15 protein-coding genes and 7 tRNA genes are annotated in these 15330 nt (G+C 67.5%); 11 read left to right on the forward strand and 11 right to left on the reverse strand.

Annotated elements, in window-relative coordinates:
- Positions 1 to 9: 9 nt before the first annotated feature.
- From C3E79_RS06260 to C3E79_RS06290, 7 genes are all read right to left on the reverse strand, one after another.
- Entirely contained in the window at positions 10 to 1209 is a 1200-nt protein-coding gene (locus C3E79_RS06260) for a Dyp-type peroxidase (protein ID WP_108404139.1), read from the reverse strand.
- Between the two features lie 4 nt (positions 1210 to 1213).
- Positions 1214 to 1810 carry a copper chaperone PCu(A)C gene (locus C3E79_RS06265; RefSeq protein ID WP_108404140.1) on the reverse strand — a complete coding sequence of 199 codons (597 nt, stop codon included), beginning with the start codon at positions 1808 to 1810 and terminating at the stop codon, positions 1214 to 1216.
- 41 nt (positions 1811 to 1851) lie between these two features.
- Positions 1852 to 2487, reverse strand: coding sequence for a copper resistance CopC family protein (locus C3E79_RS06270; protein WP_108404141.1), 636 nt, complete (start codon positions 2485 to 2487; stop codon positions 1852 to 1854).
- A gap of 130 nt (positions 2488 to 2617) precedes the next feature.
- Positions 2618 to 3724, reverse strand: a complete 1107-nt coding sequence (locus C3E79_RS06275; protein WP_146183370.1) for a hypothetical protein — start codon at positions 3722 to 3724, stop codon at positions 2618 to 2620.
- Positions 3721 to 4203 (reverse strand): RNA polymerase sigma factor, encoded by a 483-nt coding sequence (locus C3E79_RS06280; RefSeq protein WP_108405094.1) that lies wholly within the window; start codon positions 4201 to 4203, stop codon positions 3721 to 3723. The genes C3E79_RS06275 and C3E79_RS06280 overlap by 4 nt, the downstream gene beginning before the upstream one ends.
- Positions 4204 to 4222: 19 nt before the next feature.
- Entirely contained in the window at positions 4223 to 4624 is a 402-nt protein-coding gene (locus C3E79_RS06285; RefSeq protein ID WP_108404143.1) for a hypothetical protein, read from the reverse strand.
- Positions 4625 to 4811: 187 nt separating this feature from the next.
- A tRNA-Val gene (locus C3E79_RS06290) sits at positions 4812 to 4886 on the reverse strand.
- Between the two features lie 220 nt (positions 4887 to 5106).
- Here C3E79_RS06290 and C3E79_RS06295 point away from each other — a divergent pair.
- From C3E79_RS06295 to msrB, 9 genes are all read left to right on the forward strand, one after another.
- A tRNA-Gly gene (locus C3E79_RS06295) sits at positions 5107 to 5182 on the forward strand.
- Positions 5183 to 5206: 24 nt separating this feature from the next.
- Positions 5207 to 5278 (forward strand) — tRNA-Val (locus C3E79_RS06300).
- 18 nt (positions 5279 to 5296) lie between these two features.
- A tRNA-Gly gene (locus tag C3E79_RS06305) sits at positions 5297 to 5369 on the forward strand.
- 40 nt (positions 5370 to 5409) lie between these two features.
- Positions 5410 to 5480 (forward strand) — tRNA-Cys (locus C3E79_RS06310).
- 21 nt (positions 5481 to 5501) lie between these two features.
- Positions 5502 to 5573: transfer RNA gene (locus C3E79_RS06315), tRNA-Val, on the forward strand.
- A 20-nt stretch (positions 5574 to 5593) separates the two neighbouring features.
- A tRNA-Gly gene (locus tag C3E79_RS06320) sits at positions 5594 to 5669 on the forward strand.
- A 1-nt stretch (position 5670) separates the two neighbouring features.
- Positions 5671 to 6351 (forward strand): dihydrofolate reductase family protein, encoded by a 681-nt coding sequence (locus C3E79_RS06325; RefSeq protein ID WP_108404144.1) that lies wholly within the window; start codon positions 5671 to 5673, stop codon positions 6349 to 6351.
- Between the two features lie 30 nt (positions 6352 to 6381).
- The gene (locus C3E79_RS06330) at positions 6382 to 7647 is read left to right on the forward strand and encodes a glycosyltransferase family 87 protein (RefSeq protein WP_108404145.1); all 1266 of its coding nucleotides are present in this window, start codon (positions 6382 to 6384) and stop codon (positions 7645 to 7647) included.
- Positions 7592 to 8011, forward strand: coding sequence for a peptide-methionine (R)-S-oxide reductase MsrB (gene msrB / locus C3E79_RS06335; RefSeq protein WP_108404146.1), 420 nt, complete (start codon positions 7592 to 7594; stop codon positions 8009 to 8011). The genes C3E79_RS06330 and msrB overlap by 56 nt, the downstream gene beginning before the upstream one ends.
- Here msrB and hemQ read toward each other — a convergent pair whose 3' ends face one another.
- On the reverse strand, positions 8012 to 8719 hold the full coding sequence (hemQ, locus tag C3E79_RS06340; RefSeq protein WP_108404147.1) for a hydrogen peroxide-dependent heme synthase: 708 nt from the start codon (positions 8717 to 8719) through the stop codon (positions 8012 to 8014).
- 120 nt (positions 8720 to 8839) lie between these two features.
- Here hemQ and C3E79_RS06345 point away from each other — a divergent pair, with 120 nt between their 5' ends.
- Together C3E79_RS06345 and C3E79_RS06350 are read left to right on the forward strand one after the other, a co-directional pair.
- Positions 8840 to 9472 carry a DUF3000 domain-containing protein gene (locus C3E79_RS06345; protein WP_108404148.1) on the forward strand — a complete coding sequence of 211 codons (633 nt, stop codon included), beginning with the start codon at positions 8840 to 8842 and terminating at the stop codon, positions 9470 to 9472.
- A gap of 5 nt (positions 9473 to 9477) precedes the next feature.
- The gene (locus C3E79_RS06350; RefSeq protein WP_108404149.1) at positions 9478 to 10659 is read left to right on the forward strand and encodes an HRDC domain-containing protein; all 1182 of its coding nucleotides are present in this window, start codon (positions 9478 to 9480) and stop codon (positions 10657 to 10659) included.
- Positions 10660 to 11145: 486 nt separating this feature from the next.
- Here C3E79_RS06350 and dxs read toward each other — a convergent pair whose 3' ends face one another.
- From dxs to C3E79_RS06365, 3 genes are all read right to left on the reverse strand, one after another.
- Entirely contained in the window at positions 11146 to 13062 is a 1917-nt protein-coding gene (dxs, locus tag C3E79_RS06355) for a 1-deoxy-D-xylulose-5-phosphate synthase (protein WP_108405095.1), read from the reverse strand.
- Positions 13063 to 13173: 111 nt separating this feature from the next.
- A complete protein-coding gene (locus tag C3E79_RS06360) occupies positions 13174 to 14400 on the reverse strand; it encodes a class I SAM-dependent RNA methyltransferase (RefSeq protein WP_108404150.1) in 1227 nt (408 codons plus the stop codon).
- Positions 14397 to 15239 (reverse strand): DUF3710 domain-containing protein, encoded by an 843-nt coding sequence (locus C3E79_RS06365; protein WP_108404151.1) that lies wholly within the window; start codon positions 15237 to 15239, stop codon positions 14397 to 14399. Before C3E79_RS06365 ends, C3E79_RS06360 begins: the two co-directional genes overlap by 4 nt.
- Positions 15240 to 15330 lie beyond the last annotated feature (91 nt).

The raw sequence follows: 15330 nt of genomic DNA on the forward strand, positions 1-15330 counted from the left end.
TTCGAGATCCTACCCCCGTGGCGACCCGAAAACTGACTGGCCCCAATACTGTTCTGACTCGCCGCTGGCGGAGGTCCCCGGCGGCACCCAGTAGACGGCGGAGCCGATGTGGGTGATCCACGTGTTGAGCCTGTCTACCTCGTCGAGGCGCGCCTGGACGGGGACGAACTGGGCCACCGGGTCTTTTTGGTAGGCGATAAAGATTTGCCCGACGTTGCTCAAGCGAGCCGAGCCCGGCTCGGGCGGCAAGACGTAGTTGTATGGTCGGCGCTTGAAGCGCTGTTCGGGGTGGTCTGCCGGGGGCATCGCCCGCGCCATGTGGGAGTTTTTGTCAATCACGGGCAGGCCGAAGCGGTCGGTCGCGCGGAGATCCGGCGCGGTGAATTCGCCTCCGCCGGTGAGCGGGGCGCCGGTGTCAAGAGTGCGGCCGATGACCTGCTCGCGCGAGGCGCGGTCGAGCAGCTCCCACTCGTCGAGGTGCATGGCGATGCGCCTCACCACCATCGAGCTTCCCCCGGCAAAGCCGGCCGGGCCGTCGGCGAAGACCTGCGCGGCGTAGTCGTCCTCGCTCACGGGGTTGACAGTGCCATCGACCTGCCCGAACATGTTGCGCGGGGTGGCCTCCCCTGAGGCCTGGGAAAAGCCCTGCTGCACCCACGCCGTGGTGGCGTAGTCGGCGGCAGCGCGGGTGAGGTGGCGCAGCGCCCACGCCGCGGTGAGGGGGTCGTCGCTGCAGATCTGCAGGACGACGTCTGTCTGCCCCCAGGCGGGATCGAGCTGGTCGCGCCGAAACGCCGGGAGGTCGCGCAGCCACGCAGGCTTCTTCTCCGGGGCGGCAATATCAAAGGCGCGCTCGCCGATACCGCAGGTGACCGTGAGGGCCGCGGGGTTGCGGCTCATCTCCGGCTCGAGGCTGCCCAGTGGTGCCTCGCCGGCGCACAGGGCGCGCGCGTCCGCGGTGAGCAGGCGCAAAAGGCGGGCGAAGCCGGGGGCGTCGACACGCGAGCGCAGGTTGTAGCCCGCCAAGTAGAGCGCCGCCTGCGTGCGCGTGACTATTCCCGCCTGGTGCGCGCCGTCGAAGTCGACGACGGCTGGCACGGTAGGTTCAGCGCGTGCCGCCTCCTCCTCGCCCCTGGCCGCGCACCCGGCCAGGGCCGCCGCCCCCGCAGCACTCGCCCCGGCGATAAAGGCCCTGCGTTTCAGCTTCATCTTCCTAGTGGCCGACGTGCATGTCGTGGCCGACCATCTCGCCGCCTTCACCGTAGGACTCGTTGCCCGGGATCATCGTGCGCACCTCCACGCCAGGCACTACGACGTCGCCGCGGTCGGTCTTCAGCGTGACCTCGACGCTCTCCCCCGCGGGGATCTCCGGGGCGTAGTCGAGGATCATGAGGTGGAAGCTGCCCGGGGCGAGCTCCACGCTCTCCCCCGGCGGGACGACGAGGCCGCCGTCGACCGGGCTCATGGTGCCGTTTTCGGTCTTGTGCACCTCGTAGCGCGCGCCTTCAAGCCCTTCAAGCCCTTCAAGCCCTTCAAGCGAGGTCTCGAAGCCGGTGACCGTGACCGGCTCGGTGCCGGTGTTGCGCAGCGTGCCGAAGATCGCAGTCATGTCCTTGCCCTGCTCCTTGGCGCGGATGACGGGCGCTTCGAAGGCGAGCGGCGCCGCCTCCGCGGGCTTGGCCGACGCTGAACTCGAAGGGCTCGCTGCGGTGCTGCCCTGCTGCGGGGCGCTCTCGGAGTCCGAGCACGCGGACAGGGAAATCGCGGCGGTCACAGCAGCGGCGAGGACCGGGATTGCGCGGTTGTTCATGGGTGTACTCCTTGGGATGTCGTGGGGTGTGCGTCAGGGGGCTAGTTGGTCTCGTCGCGCTCCGCGGGCGACTGAGCAGCGGCAGCTTTTCGACGCCCCATTGCCGCCACCGCTACCCCGCCGAGCACGAGTACGGCAGCGACACCGGCAAGCACCCACACCCAGGTCGCGGTGGAGGAGTTCTCCTTCTGCTCGGCGGCGTGGTCGGCAGGCGCCGGGCTCTGCTGCCCAGCCGCCGTCTCGCTCGCCTGCGCTCCCGCGCTCGCAGGCTCGTAGGTAAAGCTCGTCATTCCCTTCGTCGCATGCCCGTCGGAGGAGACGATCTGGTAGCCGATGGTGTAATCCCCGGGCTGGTCGGCGAGTTTCGCGGCCACGTCGTCGGGCAGGTCGAGCGTGACGAATTGGCCCTCCACGGTCGGCTCCCCGGAGTAGACCACCTCGGAGCTGCCCGCGTGGGTCAGGGCGAAGGTGTTGAAGCCTTCCTGCACGTGCCCGGAGAACTCGAGGGTCAGCTCGCCGGGGAACGCCTCCACCACCGCGCCGTCGGCCGGGTTTCCCCCGATCACGGCGTCGTGGGCCAAGGCCGCCTGGGGGTTGGCGCACACGAGCCCGACCGATAAAGCCACGGCGAGTGCTCCCCCGCGGGCGGCGCGGGCACGGGTGGTTGGCTTCGTCATGAAAGTACTCCTTGGGGTATCGGAAAAGAAGGTCGGATTAATAGTCGGTTAACTCCCCCGGGAAGTTCCCCGGACGTGAGCGAGGTCTCACATGAACGTGGTGGCGGGTTTTCCCCTACCCCTAGGGTGCTTACCCGCAGCCGAGCTCGAAGGTCTCATTAGCCGCCAGCGGCTCGGAGCTTCGCACCTCGCTGGAGTAGGTCACCTCGAGGGAGGTGTAGACCTCGAGGTTGTAGCCACAGGAGCGCTTCTCGCTCGCGCGGACCTGCACCGGGAACTTGCGCATGCGCCCGCTGGCGCAATCCGGGTCACACTCATTAATCCACGCCGTCCCGGTCGCCCTCGCCGACTCCGAGTTCCATCCCTGCCACTCCAGGTCGCTCACGACGTAGTTGTTATCAGCGCAGGCCAGCGAGATCTCCTCCGGGCCCGCCACGCCGGTGACATTGACGCAGCCGACGATTCCGGCGGCATCGACGGTAGTGGTCACCTCCGGCGCGACAAGCCCGGTGACCGAGACCAGTTGGCCCGTCTCCGGCAGGATCGTCAGCGTCAGGCCGTCGTGCGCGCGGGAGATGGTGATCGCTTCGCCCTCCCGCTCGCTGCCCCGGGCAATCACCCGGTTGCCGCTTTGCCCGGCGATAAACGCGTAGAGCTCGCTTTGCTGCTGCGCACCAAGGCCCGGGGAGAGCAGCAAGGTCAACGCCTCGCGCACGGCCTGCGAGCGTGGCTTTTCCCTCAGCTCGCCAACGATGTCTCGCTCCGGATCGAGCGGGGTTTGCGTGGCGACGCCCCGCGCGGCCTCCTCCAGCACCTGCGGCAGCTCCCCGCTGGTGTGCTGCTCGACATCGACCGCCCCGCCGGCGTCGGTGCGCATGACGGTGACCACGCGAGCCTCCCCGCTGGCATCCACGCGGCGGAGGTAGTCCGCGCTGGTCACGCGCGGGGGTTGGGATTTTGCAAGCGAGGACTCTGACGCCTGCTCGAGCGCCTCCTCCGCCTCTGCCCGGGCCTGCTGCTGGGGTAGCGCGCCGAACCCGATGCCGACGACGACAAGCGCCGCTGCCGCCGCGCTTAACCACGGCAACACCCGAGGGCGGCGGCGGGTGGGCGGGGCCGCGGTAATGGCGGCGAGGATCTCTTCTGCGCGCGCCTCCTGCTCGGCGCTCAAGCTGGTATCGAGCACCGGGTTGGCTCGGCGCAGGAGGATAAGGGGATCATCAGGTTGATGTGTCATCTCTTTGCTCCGATGGTGGTGTGGAGACATGTGGCGAGGCGGGCGCGCGCCCTGTGGAGGCGCACGCGCGAGGAGTTTTCGGAGATGCCCAGCACGACGGCGATCTCCGCAGGTGTGAGGCCCTCCCAGGCGTGCAGTGTAAGTATTTCGCGATCGTTGTCTCCCAGCTCGCCGAGGGCCCGCATGATGTCAACATTCGCTGCGGCGCGGGATTCCGCCGAAGGCTCTTGCAGGTTGTGCTCCCCCACGCTGTCCAACGGCACGGAGACCTGGCGCTGCCGGTAGTGCTCCAGGACCACATTGCGGGCGATGCCGTAGAGCCACGGCAGCGCCAGGTCACCGCGCGGTGGCCATCCCGACCACGCGCGGGTGAAAACCTCGGCGCAGAGGTCTTCAGCAACGTTGTCGTCAGTGCGTCGCCGCACGTAGGCAAGCACGCTCGGGTAGCACTGGCGATAGGAGGATTCGAAGCTCAGCATGTGGTCCGTCAACCGGGGCTTAACGCGGCGCTTGCGCCTCGTCGTTTCCTCCCTGCACGAACGCGACGGTCGCGCTCTCGCCGGAATCGCAGGTCACGGTCGCGGTGTGGTAGCCGTCCGCGGGGCCGGGGCCGATCTGCTCGGGCGCGGTGACGTATCCGACGAGCTCCCCGGCATCCGCCGCCGGAGTCATCTCCGCCGTGGCGCCGAAGGAGGTCTCGAGCGTCGCGTGAGCGTCGCCCTCGGCGCACGGGGAGCTCACTGCGATCTCCGCCCCCGGTTTCAGGGCGTCATGGATGGTCACGGCCGCGGGCGCGGAGACCTCGGGGGCAGGCTCTTGCGCTGCCGCGCCGGCTGCCGGGAGGGCTGCGCCGAACGCTGCGAGGGTGGCCGCGGCGATTGTCCAGTACTTCTTCGTCATAGCGTGACTCCTTACATGGTGTGATCGGCCCGCAATCCTTTCTGCGGGCGTTCATGATGCTTGTGACGCCACAGCGGCCAGCATTACACGGCGAGGAAAAATTTTTTCGCGGACCCTCTCCCGCTCCCCGACCGAGGCGCAGAAAACCCCCGGGAGGCGGCATCGCCGTCGTCCGGGGGTTCGTGCTTGGTGGTCCTAGCTGGGTTCGAACCAGCGACCTTTCCGGTGTGAACGGAACGCTCTTCCACTGAGCCATAGGACCAAAACCTGTCTCTGTACTCTACACGGCACCTCCCACGCGCCCTAATTGGCAGGTAGGCGAGACAATTGGGGCGAGGGCGCGCACAATTCCAGGGATGTAATTCGGGGGCGATGGGGGCGTCGATACGCGTGCGCGCATAAATTGCACCCTGACCTTGGCGATTTGTGAAACGCGCAACCGTGCGGTTAATGTTCTTACACGCACAACACATGTTGTACGTGCGGATGTAGCGCAGTTGGTAGCGCATCACCTTGCCAAGGTGAGGGTCGCGAGTTCGAGTCTCGTCATCCGCTCCACGGCCCGAAGGGGCCGTATTGCTAGCGCGTTTAGCTCAGCGGGAGAGCGCTTCCCTGACACGGAAGAGGTCACTGGTTCAATCCCAGTATCGCGCACAGGGTCTATGCCCTATTGCGGATGTAGCGCAGTTGGTAGCGCATCACCTTGCCAAGGTGAGGGTCGCGAGTTCGAGTCTCGTCATCCGCTCTCAAGTACTTATAGCGTACTTTGGAGGGCACCCCTCCGCGGTGGATTGGTCGAGTGGTTAGGCAACGGTCTGCAAAACCGTGTACACGGGTTCGATTCCCGTATCCACCTCAAGGCCATTTCCTGGCCCCCGCGCGATTAGCTCAGCGGGAGAGCGCTTCCCTGACACGGAAGAGGTCACTGGTTCAATCCCAGTATCGCGCACAGGCTTTCCCAGCCCTGATGCGGATGTAGCGCAGTTGGTAGCGCATCACCTTGCCAAGGTGAGGGTCGCGAGTTCGAGTCTCGTCATCCGCTCCACATGCCCGCCCCCTCGATTGCCGATCTCATCGGCCCGCAGCTGCCGCCCGAGCACCGAGAGCTGCGGGCCATCGCTGTGAGCACACTTTTCGGCGCCTTCGCCCGCGAGGGGACCTCCGGCGCGCTCGGAAACGACACCGACTCCGCTCTCCTCCTCGCGCTGCGCGAGTGGGCCGATTGCGTGCTCGTCGGGGCGGGAACGGTGCGCCGCGAGGGCTACAAGGCTCCGCGCGGGGCCGTCGCGGTTGTCTCGCGCAGCTTGGACTTCGACACCACCTCCGACTTTTTCTCTGGCACCCCTCCGCTCATCATCGCCGCGCGCGAGGCCTTAAGCGACCCGGCTCTCGCCCCCGCCCGCGCGAGGCTCCGCGCTGCGGGAGCACAGCTCGTGGACGCGGCCTCGGGCAGCGCGCGCGATGTAGTCGCCGCGCTCCACGCCCGCGGCCTCAACCGCATCGTGTGCGAGGGCGGTCCCAGCCTTTATTCGGCGCTGCTTGCCGCGGATGCGATCGACGTATTCCACCTCACGGTTGATCCCTCGGTCGGGCCCCTCGATGGGACCCACCTGCCCGCCCTCGGCGGCGCGGAAGGCGACGGTGGTCTCCGGCGCTTCACCCTCGAAGCGGTTGCCCGCACCGACGATTCCATGCTGTTTTGCCGCTATCGCAGGTCGCGCGGGTAGCAGAGCGCCGGGAACGGTACGGTTATCGGCATGCAGTTGCCCAACGTGGAGTCCACCTGGACACAGCCCGCCCCACGACCGAGCGGTCTGAGCCTCGCTCGAATCGCCTCCTTCGCCGCCTGGCCCGCGGCGGTGCTCATTGTCATCCACCGCGTTTTCGTGCGCGCATGGACCGGCTCTCTGACTGACGATTTCACCACCGTGTGGTCGGCGACGCGCCGCTTCGTGGAGCGAGTCGACGTCTATAACGAAAACTACGAGCACGTCGACCCGCACTACCTCTACAACCCCGGAGCCACGCTGCTGCTCTCTCCGCTCGGGCTCACAGAACACATCGAGGTGGCGCGCCCGCTGTTCATCCTCCTCAACGCCGCCGCGATCATCGCCGCCCTTGCTCTGCTCACGCGCCGCAGCGGCTATGCGCTCTCCCACCCCGTCTTCCCGGCGCTCATTGCGGTCGCCTTCCTGACGGAGTCGGTGACCAATACGCTCGTGTTTTCCAACATCAACGGCATTTTGCTGCTTGCCCTGGTGGCCTTTTTACAGCTCTTCCTCGGCGCCCGCCCGTGGGCCGCGGGGATCGTGCTGGGCCTGGCCATCGTGATCAAGCCCATGTTCGCGCCGCTGATCGTTTTGCCGCTGATGCGGCTGGAGTGGCGCACGGCGCTCACCGCGGCGCTGCTGCCGGTGGCGCTCAACGTCGTGGCGTGGCCGCTGACGCCTGGGGCGTCCGACTACACGGATAAGGTCGTGCCCTACCTCGGCGTGACCCGCGACTACGCCAACGCCTCGCTCGCCGGGTTTTCCGCCTACTTCGGCGTGCCGGGCTGGCTGCACGCGCTGATGTTCGCGGTGGTGGCGCTGGCGCTGGCGGTGGCGGTGGGTGGCCTCGCCCGGTTCCGATACAGCGACGAGTGGCTGTGGGCGGCGGTGACCTCGGGCGTGCTCATCGCGGGGGTGTGCCTGCTGTCCTCCCTGGGGCAGGCCTACTACTCGATGATGCTTTTGCCCGCGGTGCTCACGGTGCTGCGCCCCGTGGGTACGAGCCCCATGCATACAGCGCCCATCTGGGTCGGCGTGGTGGTGTGTTTCTCCCCGCTCGAGTGGGCCTCGCCCCACTTCCCGCACACCGGTGCCGTGCTCGACATCGTGTTGGTGACCTTCGCATGGTCGGTGTTCGTACTCGCGGTCGCGGCGTGGGTAGTCTCGGTAATAGTCAGCGACAACAAGGAGGCGGCAGATGGCGCAAGAAAATTTCCTCGACTTCAGCGATCAGAAATGGCGCGAGAGGCTTAGCGACGCCGAATACCACGTCCTCCGGCAAGCCGGCACCGAACCGCCCGGCATCGGTGAGTACACCAACACCACCACGGAGGGCGTCTACCGCTGCCGCGCGTGCGGCGCCGAGCTCTTCCGCTCGACGGAGAAGTTCGACTCCCACTGCGGCTGGCCGGCGTTTTTCAGCCCGCTCGCCGGCGATAGCGTCATCGAGCGCGAAGACCGCAGCCTCGGCATGGTGCGCACCGAGGTGTTATGCGCCAACTGCCACTCCCACCTCGGCCATGTCTTCGCCGGCGAGGGCTACGATACCCCCACCGACCTGCGCTACTGCATCAACTCGATCTCCCTGACGCTGGAAGAAGGCCCGGTCGAGAACTAGCTAGGGCAGCGCGGCGATGATCTCGCCGATGTCTGCAACGCGCCGGCCGGTCTGGAACGGGACCTCCTCGCGCACGTGCAGGCGCGCCTCGGTGTAGCGCATTTTGTGCATGAGGTCGGAGATCCTGCCCAGGTCATCGGCCTCGAAGGCGAGCATCCACTCGTAGTCGCCGAGGGTAAAGGCCGTGACCGTGTTCGCGCGCACGTCCGCGTAGTCCGCTGCCGCCCGGCCGTGGTCGGCGAGAATGCGGCGCCGCTCGGCCGGGTCGAGCAGGTACCAGTCGTACGAGCGGACGAAGGGGTAGACCGAGATCCACTCGCGGGCGGGCTCGCCCATCACGAACGCGGGCAGGTGCGCGTGGTTGAACTCTGCAGGGCGGTGCAGACCGTTGCCGATCCACCCGAGCTCAAGCACCTGGCCCAAGGTGGTCTCCCGGCGGAAATCTGCCAGTGCCTTCTGGATCTGCTCGAAGCGCTCGGCATGCCACCAGATCATGAGGTCCGCCTCGGGGCGCGTTCCGGTGACATCGTAGACGCCACGAACGCTCACCTCGCCTGCGGCCTCGAGCGCCGCGAAAAACTCCTTGGCCTGCGCGGTCGTCTGCGCACGCTCGGTGCCCAACGCGCCCGGGATGGCGCGGAAGGTCACCCACTGCGAGTAGCGCTGGATCTTGTTCAGGGCCTCGAGGTCGGCCGTGTTCTCTGCCATGTGATCGCTGCCTTTCCCACCCGCGGGGGCGCGGGCGAATCAATCAAAAGTCGTAAGTCAAGCTTACTCCTCCGGCGCGCCTCCACCGCTATGAAGGGCATGTGGTTAGCGTCATAGGGCGTGACCAATTCCGAGACCCCAGTCCACGCGCGGCAGGCGAGCTCTGGCGATACCGCCGGCGACAACGCCGCCTCGCCCGCGGAATTCCGGGCCGCCGTCGAGTCCATGCACGCGGCCTCCCTGCGCCCGGAGATTACCCTCGGCACGATCCGACCCCCGCAGCGGCCCGCTCCGTATAGCCACGCCATCGGGCTGGAAATCTCCCGCGAGCACCCCGCCGCCTCCCCGCTCGATGCCGAGGCCGACGCGTTCGGCCGCCTCATCTTGCTCCACTCCCCCGACGCCGAAGAGGCATGGGAGGGCTCCATGCGCCTCGTCGCCTACATCCAGGCAGACATGGACGACGCGGTGGCCTCCGACCCCCTGCTCCCCGACGTGGCCTGGCAGTGGCTTGGTGAATCTCTGGAGGAATGCGGCGCCGGGTACACTAACCTGGGCGGGACCGTGACCTCGACGTCCTCGGTGCGTTTCGGGGAGATTGGCGGCCCGCCGCGCGCCTACCAATTGGAGATGCGCGCGTCGTGGACCGCAGACGGCATCGATCTCTCCTCCCACGTGGAAGCTTTTGCGAAGGTGCTCGCTCACGTTGCGGGCTTGCCCCCCGAGGGCGTGGCCAAGCTCGGCGCTCGATAGGGATCGTGGCCGCATTCGAGCTCGTCGCGGACCCGCGCGCTTTTCGACGCGCAGCCGACGCGCTTTCCTGCGGGCGCGGCCCGTTCGCGGTGGATACTGAGCGCGCCTCGAACTTTCGTTACGACGACCGCGCCTTCCTCGTCCAGGTCTACCGGCGCGACGCAGGGACCTTCCTTATCGCCCCGGAGGGACACCGGGACGCCGTCAAAGACATCTTCGCCCCAGTGCTCGGCGGCGGCGAGTGGGTCCTCCACGCCGCCGGGGAAGATCTCCCCAGCCTGGGAGCGCTGGGCCTTTATCCCGGCGCGGTGTTCGACACCGAGCTCGCCGGCCGCCTCGCCGGGTTAGAACGCACCAACCTCGCCGCGGTCGTGCGCGAATTCACGGGCGTGGAGCTGCAAAAAGGCCACGGGCGCGAGGACTGGTCACAGGTTCCGCTTCCCGACGCCTGGTTGCAATACGCCGCACTAGACGTCGCATACCTTCTCGACGTCGCCGAGGCGCTCACAGAATACCTCGATCGGGCGGGCAAGCTCGATGCGCTGCGTCAGGAGCTTGACCACGTCGTCGATACGCATGGCCCCCATAACCGCCCCACGCCGAAGACGTGGCGCGACCTCAAGGGCGTGTCCCGCCTGCGCCAGCCGGAGAGCCTTGCTGTGGCCCAGGCGCTATGGGAGCGCCGGGACGAGATTGCCTTCGCTGCCGACGCCTCGCCGCACAGCGTCCTTCCGGGCTCCGTCATCATCGCCATCGCCGCTTCCCTGCCCGCCACTCCCCGCGAACTCGCGGCCATCAAGGGTTTTCCCGCGCGGCGACGCGGAGAGACCGGGAGGTGGTTCGACGTCGTATCCCAGGCCTACTCCACCCCGCGGGAGCAGTGGCCGCTTCCCCACGACCCGCCCCCGGGACCACCCAGCAAATCTGCGTGGCAGAGGCATCACCCTCAATCGTGGGAGAGGCTCGTCGCGGTGCGAGAGGCGCTCGCCTCCCACGCCGCGCGGCTCGACATCGCCCCCGAGGTCCTTCTCACGCCCGCGGTGCTGCGGCAGGTGGTGTGGGAACTGAGCACGCATCAGTTGAGCGAGACCGATACCGTAGCGCGGGCCCTCTCACATGCCGGTGCGCGCGAATGGCAGGTCGCGGCCGTTGCCCCCACAATCGCCGCACGCATCCGCAGTATGTAGCCCTGCACGGCGGCGCTGGATGGCCCGGGAATACGAGGGGCGCCTCAGTCTTGGTGGACTCTGCAGCTGCGGAGTCGGGGTGTGGGTGGGAAACTCCGCAATGCGGAGTCCGTAGGAAGGTCACTCCGCCGTTGCAGAGTCACGGCACAACCCGAGAAAGTCCGCAATGCGGAGTCCGTGGGACGGTCACTCCGCCGCTGCAGAGTCACGGCACAACCCGAGAAAGTCCGCAATGCGGAGTCCGTAGGAAGGTCACTCCGCCGCTGCAGAGTCGGGATGTGGGCGGGAAACTCCGCAATGCGGAGTCCGTAGGAAGGTCACTCTGCGGCCGCGGAGTCGGGGTGTGGGTGGGAAACTCCGCAATGCGGAGTCCGTAGGAAGGTCACTCCGCCGCTGCAGAGTCGGGATGTGGGCGGGAAACTCCGCAATGCGGAGTCTGCGAACCCCGTCAGCCAGGCCGCCCGTGTGCAGGTATTAAGGGAGGACCTACTGGCGGTACGCCAAAGTCCATTCGCGCACCTGCGCCTCCACAGACTCGGCGTCAAGCCCGTAGTCCCGCAGGATCTCGGAGCGCGACGCGTGCTCGGGGAAAATGTCCGGGAAGGCTAGCTGCCGCAACGGCGTGTCAACTTCGACGGCATTGAGGGCTTCACCCAGCGCGGATCCGACTCCCCCGCGCACGACCCCGTCCTCGTAGACTACGACCATGTCAGCCCGCTCCGCCATCTCGATAAGGGTGGGGTCAATGGGGATGACCCACCGCGGGTCGACGACGGTCACGCGCACCCCGTCAGCGGCGAGGTTCTCCGCGGCGAGTATGGCGTTTTCGGCGAAGCTGCCCACGGCAACGAGGAGGACGTCGAGGTCGCCCGGCCCTGGCTCGCCGGCGGGCCGGAACAACACATCGACGCCCGATGGCGTGCGCTCGATGGCCTCGATATCCGCCCCGACGTCGCCTTTGGGGAAACGCACCACGGTCGGACCTGTCTCGTGCGCAATGGCTTCGCGGAACTCCTCCCTCAGCCGCGCCGGGTCGCGGGGGGCGGCGATGCGTATGCCCGGCACCACCGAGGCGATGGCGAGGTCCCACACCCCGTTGTGGCTCGCGCCGTCGGAACCTGTCACGCCCGAGCGATCCAGTACGAGGGTGACCGGCTGCTTGATCAAGCCGACGTCCATGAGAAGTTGGTCGAAGCCGCGGTTGAGGAACGTCGAATAGATGGCCACAACGGGGTGGAGCCCGCCGAGTGCAAGGCCCGCGGCGGAGGTCACGGCGTGCTGCTCTGCGATGCCGACGTCAAAAAATCGCGCGGGGAACTCTTCGGCGAAAGGGGTGAGCCCTGTGGGCCCAGCCATCGCCGCCGTGATGGCCACGATGTCGTCGCGCTTACGGGCGGCAGCGAGGAGTTCTTCCGAAAACACCGAGGTCCACCCCGGTGCCGAGGCGCTCAGTGCCTCGCCCGTGACGGGGTCGATGGCCCCCGTGGAGTGCATCTGGTCGGCGACGTGGTTGACCGCTGGAGCGAATCCGTGGCCTTTCTCCGTGGCCACGTGGACGATGATCGGCCCGGCGTGGGTGCTGGCGTAGTTCAGGGCATGGAGCAGCGCCTTGACGTCGTGCCCTTCGACTGGGCCGATGTATTTCATGCCGAGCTCGGGGAACATCTCCGATGGCACGACCTGCGTCTTCACGCCCTCCTTCAGGGCACTCAGCGCCTCGAAGGCCCGCTCGCCGACCCACCCCATGGATTGCAGAGTGCGCTTGCCGGATTCCATCATCTCGTCGTACTTACGCTGCATTCGGATCTGCGCGAGCTGGTCGCGCAGGCGGGTGAGGTTTTTCGCGAACCCACCGATAGTCGGCGAATACGACCTTCCGTTGTCGTTGACGACGATCACAACGTTGCGCTCCCCCGCCGCGATGTTGTTCAGCGCCTCCCAACACATCCCGCCGGTGAGCGCGCCGTCGCCAACCACGGCAACGACTCGGTCCTCGCCGCGCCCGGCGAGTTCCTTTGCTTTCGACAGCCCGTCGGCGTAGGACAACGCGACGGAGGCGTGGGAGGATTCGGTAAAGTCGTGCGGGGATTCCGCGCGGGAAGTGTAGCCGGACAGGCCGCCCTTCTTACGCAGGGTGTCAAACATTCCGGCGCGCCCGGTGAGGATCTTGTGCACGTATGACTGGTGCGAGGTATCGAAGATGATCGGCTCGCGCGGCGAATCGAAGACGTAGTGCAGTGCGATGGTGAGCTCTACGACGCCGAGGTTGGGGCCGAGGTGGCCGCCGGTGGCGGAGACCTTCTCGATGAGCAGCTGCCGGATCTGCCCCGCAAGCTCCTCAAGTTCGTTGACGTCGAGGTGTTTGAGGTCCGCCGGCGACGTGATCGAGTCCAGCAGGTTCACGGTAAACACTCGCTCCTTTGTGCCTGTGCCTGTGTCTGTGCCACTAAGGGGGCCTTAGGGCTTCCGTGCCCCGTATCTGGCAAATCTTACACGCCGCAGTCTTTTAGCGGCCTAAGCGCCGCCTGCGGGTTCGAGAGCGGCGACGACTTCGAAGTGGTGGGTGTTGGGGAAGGCGTCGATAAGCATGAGCCGCGTCACCGCGTACCCGCGCTCCCCGAAGGTTGCCAGGTCGCGGGCGAAGGTGGCCGGGTCGCACCCGATGTGGATCACCCGCTGCGGCCGCGCCGCCGCGATCATCCGTACGACGCCCTCTCCGGCGCCCGTGCGGGGCGGATCGAGGACGACCAGCCCTGGGTCAACAAGCGAGCGGGCCTCTTCGACCGCCATGTTGTGCACGCTCAGCGGGTATTTTTCAAAGCACGCTTGGTCGCGCCCCGCCGCCGAAGCAGAGATGTCGACCGAATCGATGTGGCTCGCACCACCTAGCGCGCGGTCGATGGCGGGGACGAACACGCCCACTCCGCCGTAGAGGTCCCACCCGGCGCGACGCTCGTACTCGCCGGCACCCCATTCCTCCACGATGGCGGCGTACGTGTCGGGCGCGCGGGTGTGGGCCTGCCAAAACGCCGTCGCAGGAAAGGTATAGGCGTGCGCTCCCACCCGCTCGGTCACGGTGCCCGTGCCTTCGAGCACCGTGACAGCCCGCTCGACGCGCTTGCCGCGCGGGGCCTGTGCGGTCTCGACGACGTGGCGCTGCCCGTCGGCGTCGCGCACCGCAACGACCTCTGAGCCGGGGTTAAAGGTTCGCGCCCGCGTGCCGACGACCCCGTCGAGCAGCCCCGGGACCGCCTGCGTGCAGGCTACCTGGGTCACCAGGTCATTGGAACGGGCGTGGCGCAGACCCGCGCGGCCACTACCATCAACGCCGAGGCGGACCCTCGTGCGCCACCCCACAACCGGCTCGAGCGCGATGGCGTCCACGTCCTCGGGCACCCCCGCCGCGCCAAAGACGCTCGAGCGGCCCGCAAGCGCCCGGAGCTGGCCTATAAGAACGTGCTTTTTAAACTCGAGCTGGTCACCAGCGGCGATGTGCGAGTAGTCGCAGCAGCCCGCCCCGGCAGCCGCAGCCGGGCAGGTATGCGGGACGCGGGAGGGCGAGGGCGATAAGACGTCGACAAGCGAGGCGCGCGCCCAGCGCTTCTTCGTCTTGGTCAGCCGCGCCCGCACGGTATCGCCCGGCACGGCTCCGTCGATAAAGACGACCCGCCCGCTCTCGTCGCGGGCGATGCCGGCCCCGCCGTGCGCGATGGCGGTGACGTCGAGCTCGATCTCGCTCACCGAGTTCCCGGTTCCTGCCTGGCGTTTTCTTCCATCACCCTGCCGAGCGCCTCGCTTAACGACGCCACAGTAGCCTGCTCCGGCCGTGCCCCATCCCCACCCTGCTGGGCGTTGCGGGCAATAACGGCCTGCTGGACCTGCTGGGCGAGCTGAGCGGGCAGCACCACGGGCAGGGAATTGCCCGCCAGGATGGGATCCGCGCCGCGGTAGATGAAGCTGCGCCCGACGAGCTCGCGGCCGAGCTGCGCGAGCTCGTCCTCCTTGCCCGTTGGCGCCGCGAGGGTCACGCGGTAGAGCCAGCGCGGGCCCTCCACGCCGATGATCCTGATTACCCCGTTGGTCCCGGTGCCCACGACCTCGCGGCCCCACGGCCCGGTCTCGAACCGGACCGGCATTCCCTCCGAGCGCATCCCCTCGGCGATTTCCTCAGACGAGCTCTCCCAGATCCCCCCGGTGCGAGGCGCGGCAAACGCGACTGGGGTGGCTCGCCCGTGGCGGGTGACAATGTGGACCATCTTCGGCCCGGCCTCGCCCATCTCCACCTGCACCTGGGACTCCTTCGGCAGCGGGATGCGCATGGACCCGAGGTTCAAGGTGACGCTGGAGAAGTCGCTGAAGTCGAAATCGTCGATGTTGACGCTGTCTCCATCAAACGGGCCGGTCTCCCCACCGACTGCGTCGTGGGCGATGACCACAGGATCGGCAGGCTCGGCGGCCTGCTCCGCCTCCGCCGCGTCGATCCCGGGCTCCTGCGCCGCGAGCTGCGGATCGTCCTTCTCGGCCGCCGCGTCGCGGGCGGGCTGGGCCGATTTTTTCTTTCCAAAGGGCCAAAGGGCCATGTTCTTCGCCTTCCTTTCACCACCGCATTCGGGGGGCGCGGGTTGCTTTTCTCTCTCCCCGACTCTAGCGAAGACTCATGCGTTCGCCCCG

The sequence above is a fragment of the Corynebacterium liangguodongii genome (assembly GCF_003070865.1).
In the GTDB taxonomy this organism is placed as follows: domain Bacteria; phylum Actinomycetota; class Actinomycetes; order Mycobacteriales; family Mycobacteriaceae; genus Corynebacterium; species Corynebacterium liangguodongii.

Bases quoted from the DNA above. Each gene is read 5' to 3' on its own strand.
- C3E79_RS06270 (WP_108404141.1), bottom strand. From the start codon at position 2,487: ATGACGAAGCCAACCACCCGTGCCCGCGCCGCCCGCGGGGGAGCACTC.
- C3E79_RS06330 (WP_108404145.1), top strand. From the start codon at position 6,382: ATGCAGTTGCCCAACGTGGAGTCCACCTGGACACAGCCCGCCCCACGA.
- C3E79_RS06280 (WP_108405094.1), bottom strand. From the start codon at position 4,203: ATGCTGAGCTTCGAATCCTCCTATCGCCAGTGCTACCCGAGCGTGCTT.
- C3E79_RS06285 (WP_108404143.1), bottom strand. From the start codon at position 4,624: ATGACGAAGAAGTACTGGACAATCGCCGCGGCCACCCTCGCAGCGTTC.
- C3E79_RS06325 (WP_108404144.1), top strand. From the start codon at position 5,671: ATGCCCGCCCCCTCGATTGCCGATCTCATCGGCCCGCAGCTGCCGCCC.
- hemQ (WP_108404147.1), bottom strand. From the start codon at position 8,719: ATGGCAGAGAACACGGCCGACCTCGAGGCCCTGAACAAGATCCAGCGC.
- C3E79_RS06365 (WP_108404151.1), bottom strand. From the start codon at position 15,239: ATGGCCCTTTGGCCCTTTGGAAAGAAAAAATCGGCCCAGCCCGCCCGC.
- msrB (WP_108404146.1), top strand. From the start codon at position 7,592: ATGGCGCAAGAAAATTTCCTCGACTTCAGCGATCAGAAATGGCGCGAG.
- C3E79_RS06275 (WP_146183370.1), bottom strand. From the start codon at position 3,724: ATGACACATCAACCTGATGATCCCCTTATCCTCCTGCGCCGAGCCAAC.
- C3E79_RS06260 (WP_108404139.1), bottom strand. From the start codon at position 1,209: ATGAAGCTGAAACGCAGGGCCTTTATCGCCGGGGCGAGTGCTGCGGGG.
- C3E79_RS06265 (WP_108404140.1), bottom strand. From the start codon at position 1,810: ATGAACAACCGCGCAATCCCGGTCCTCGCCGCTGCTGTGACCGCCGCG.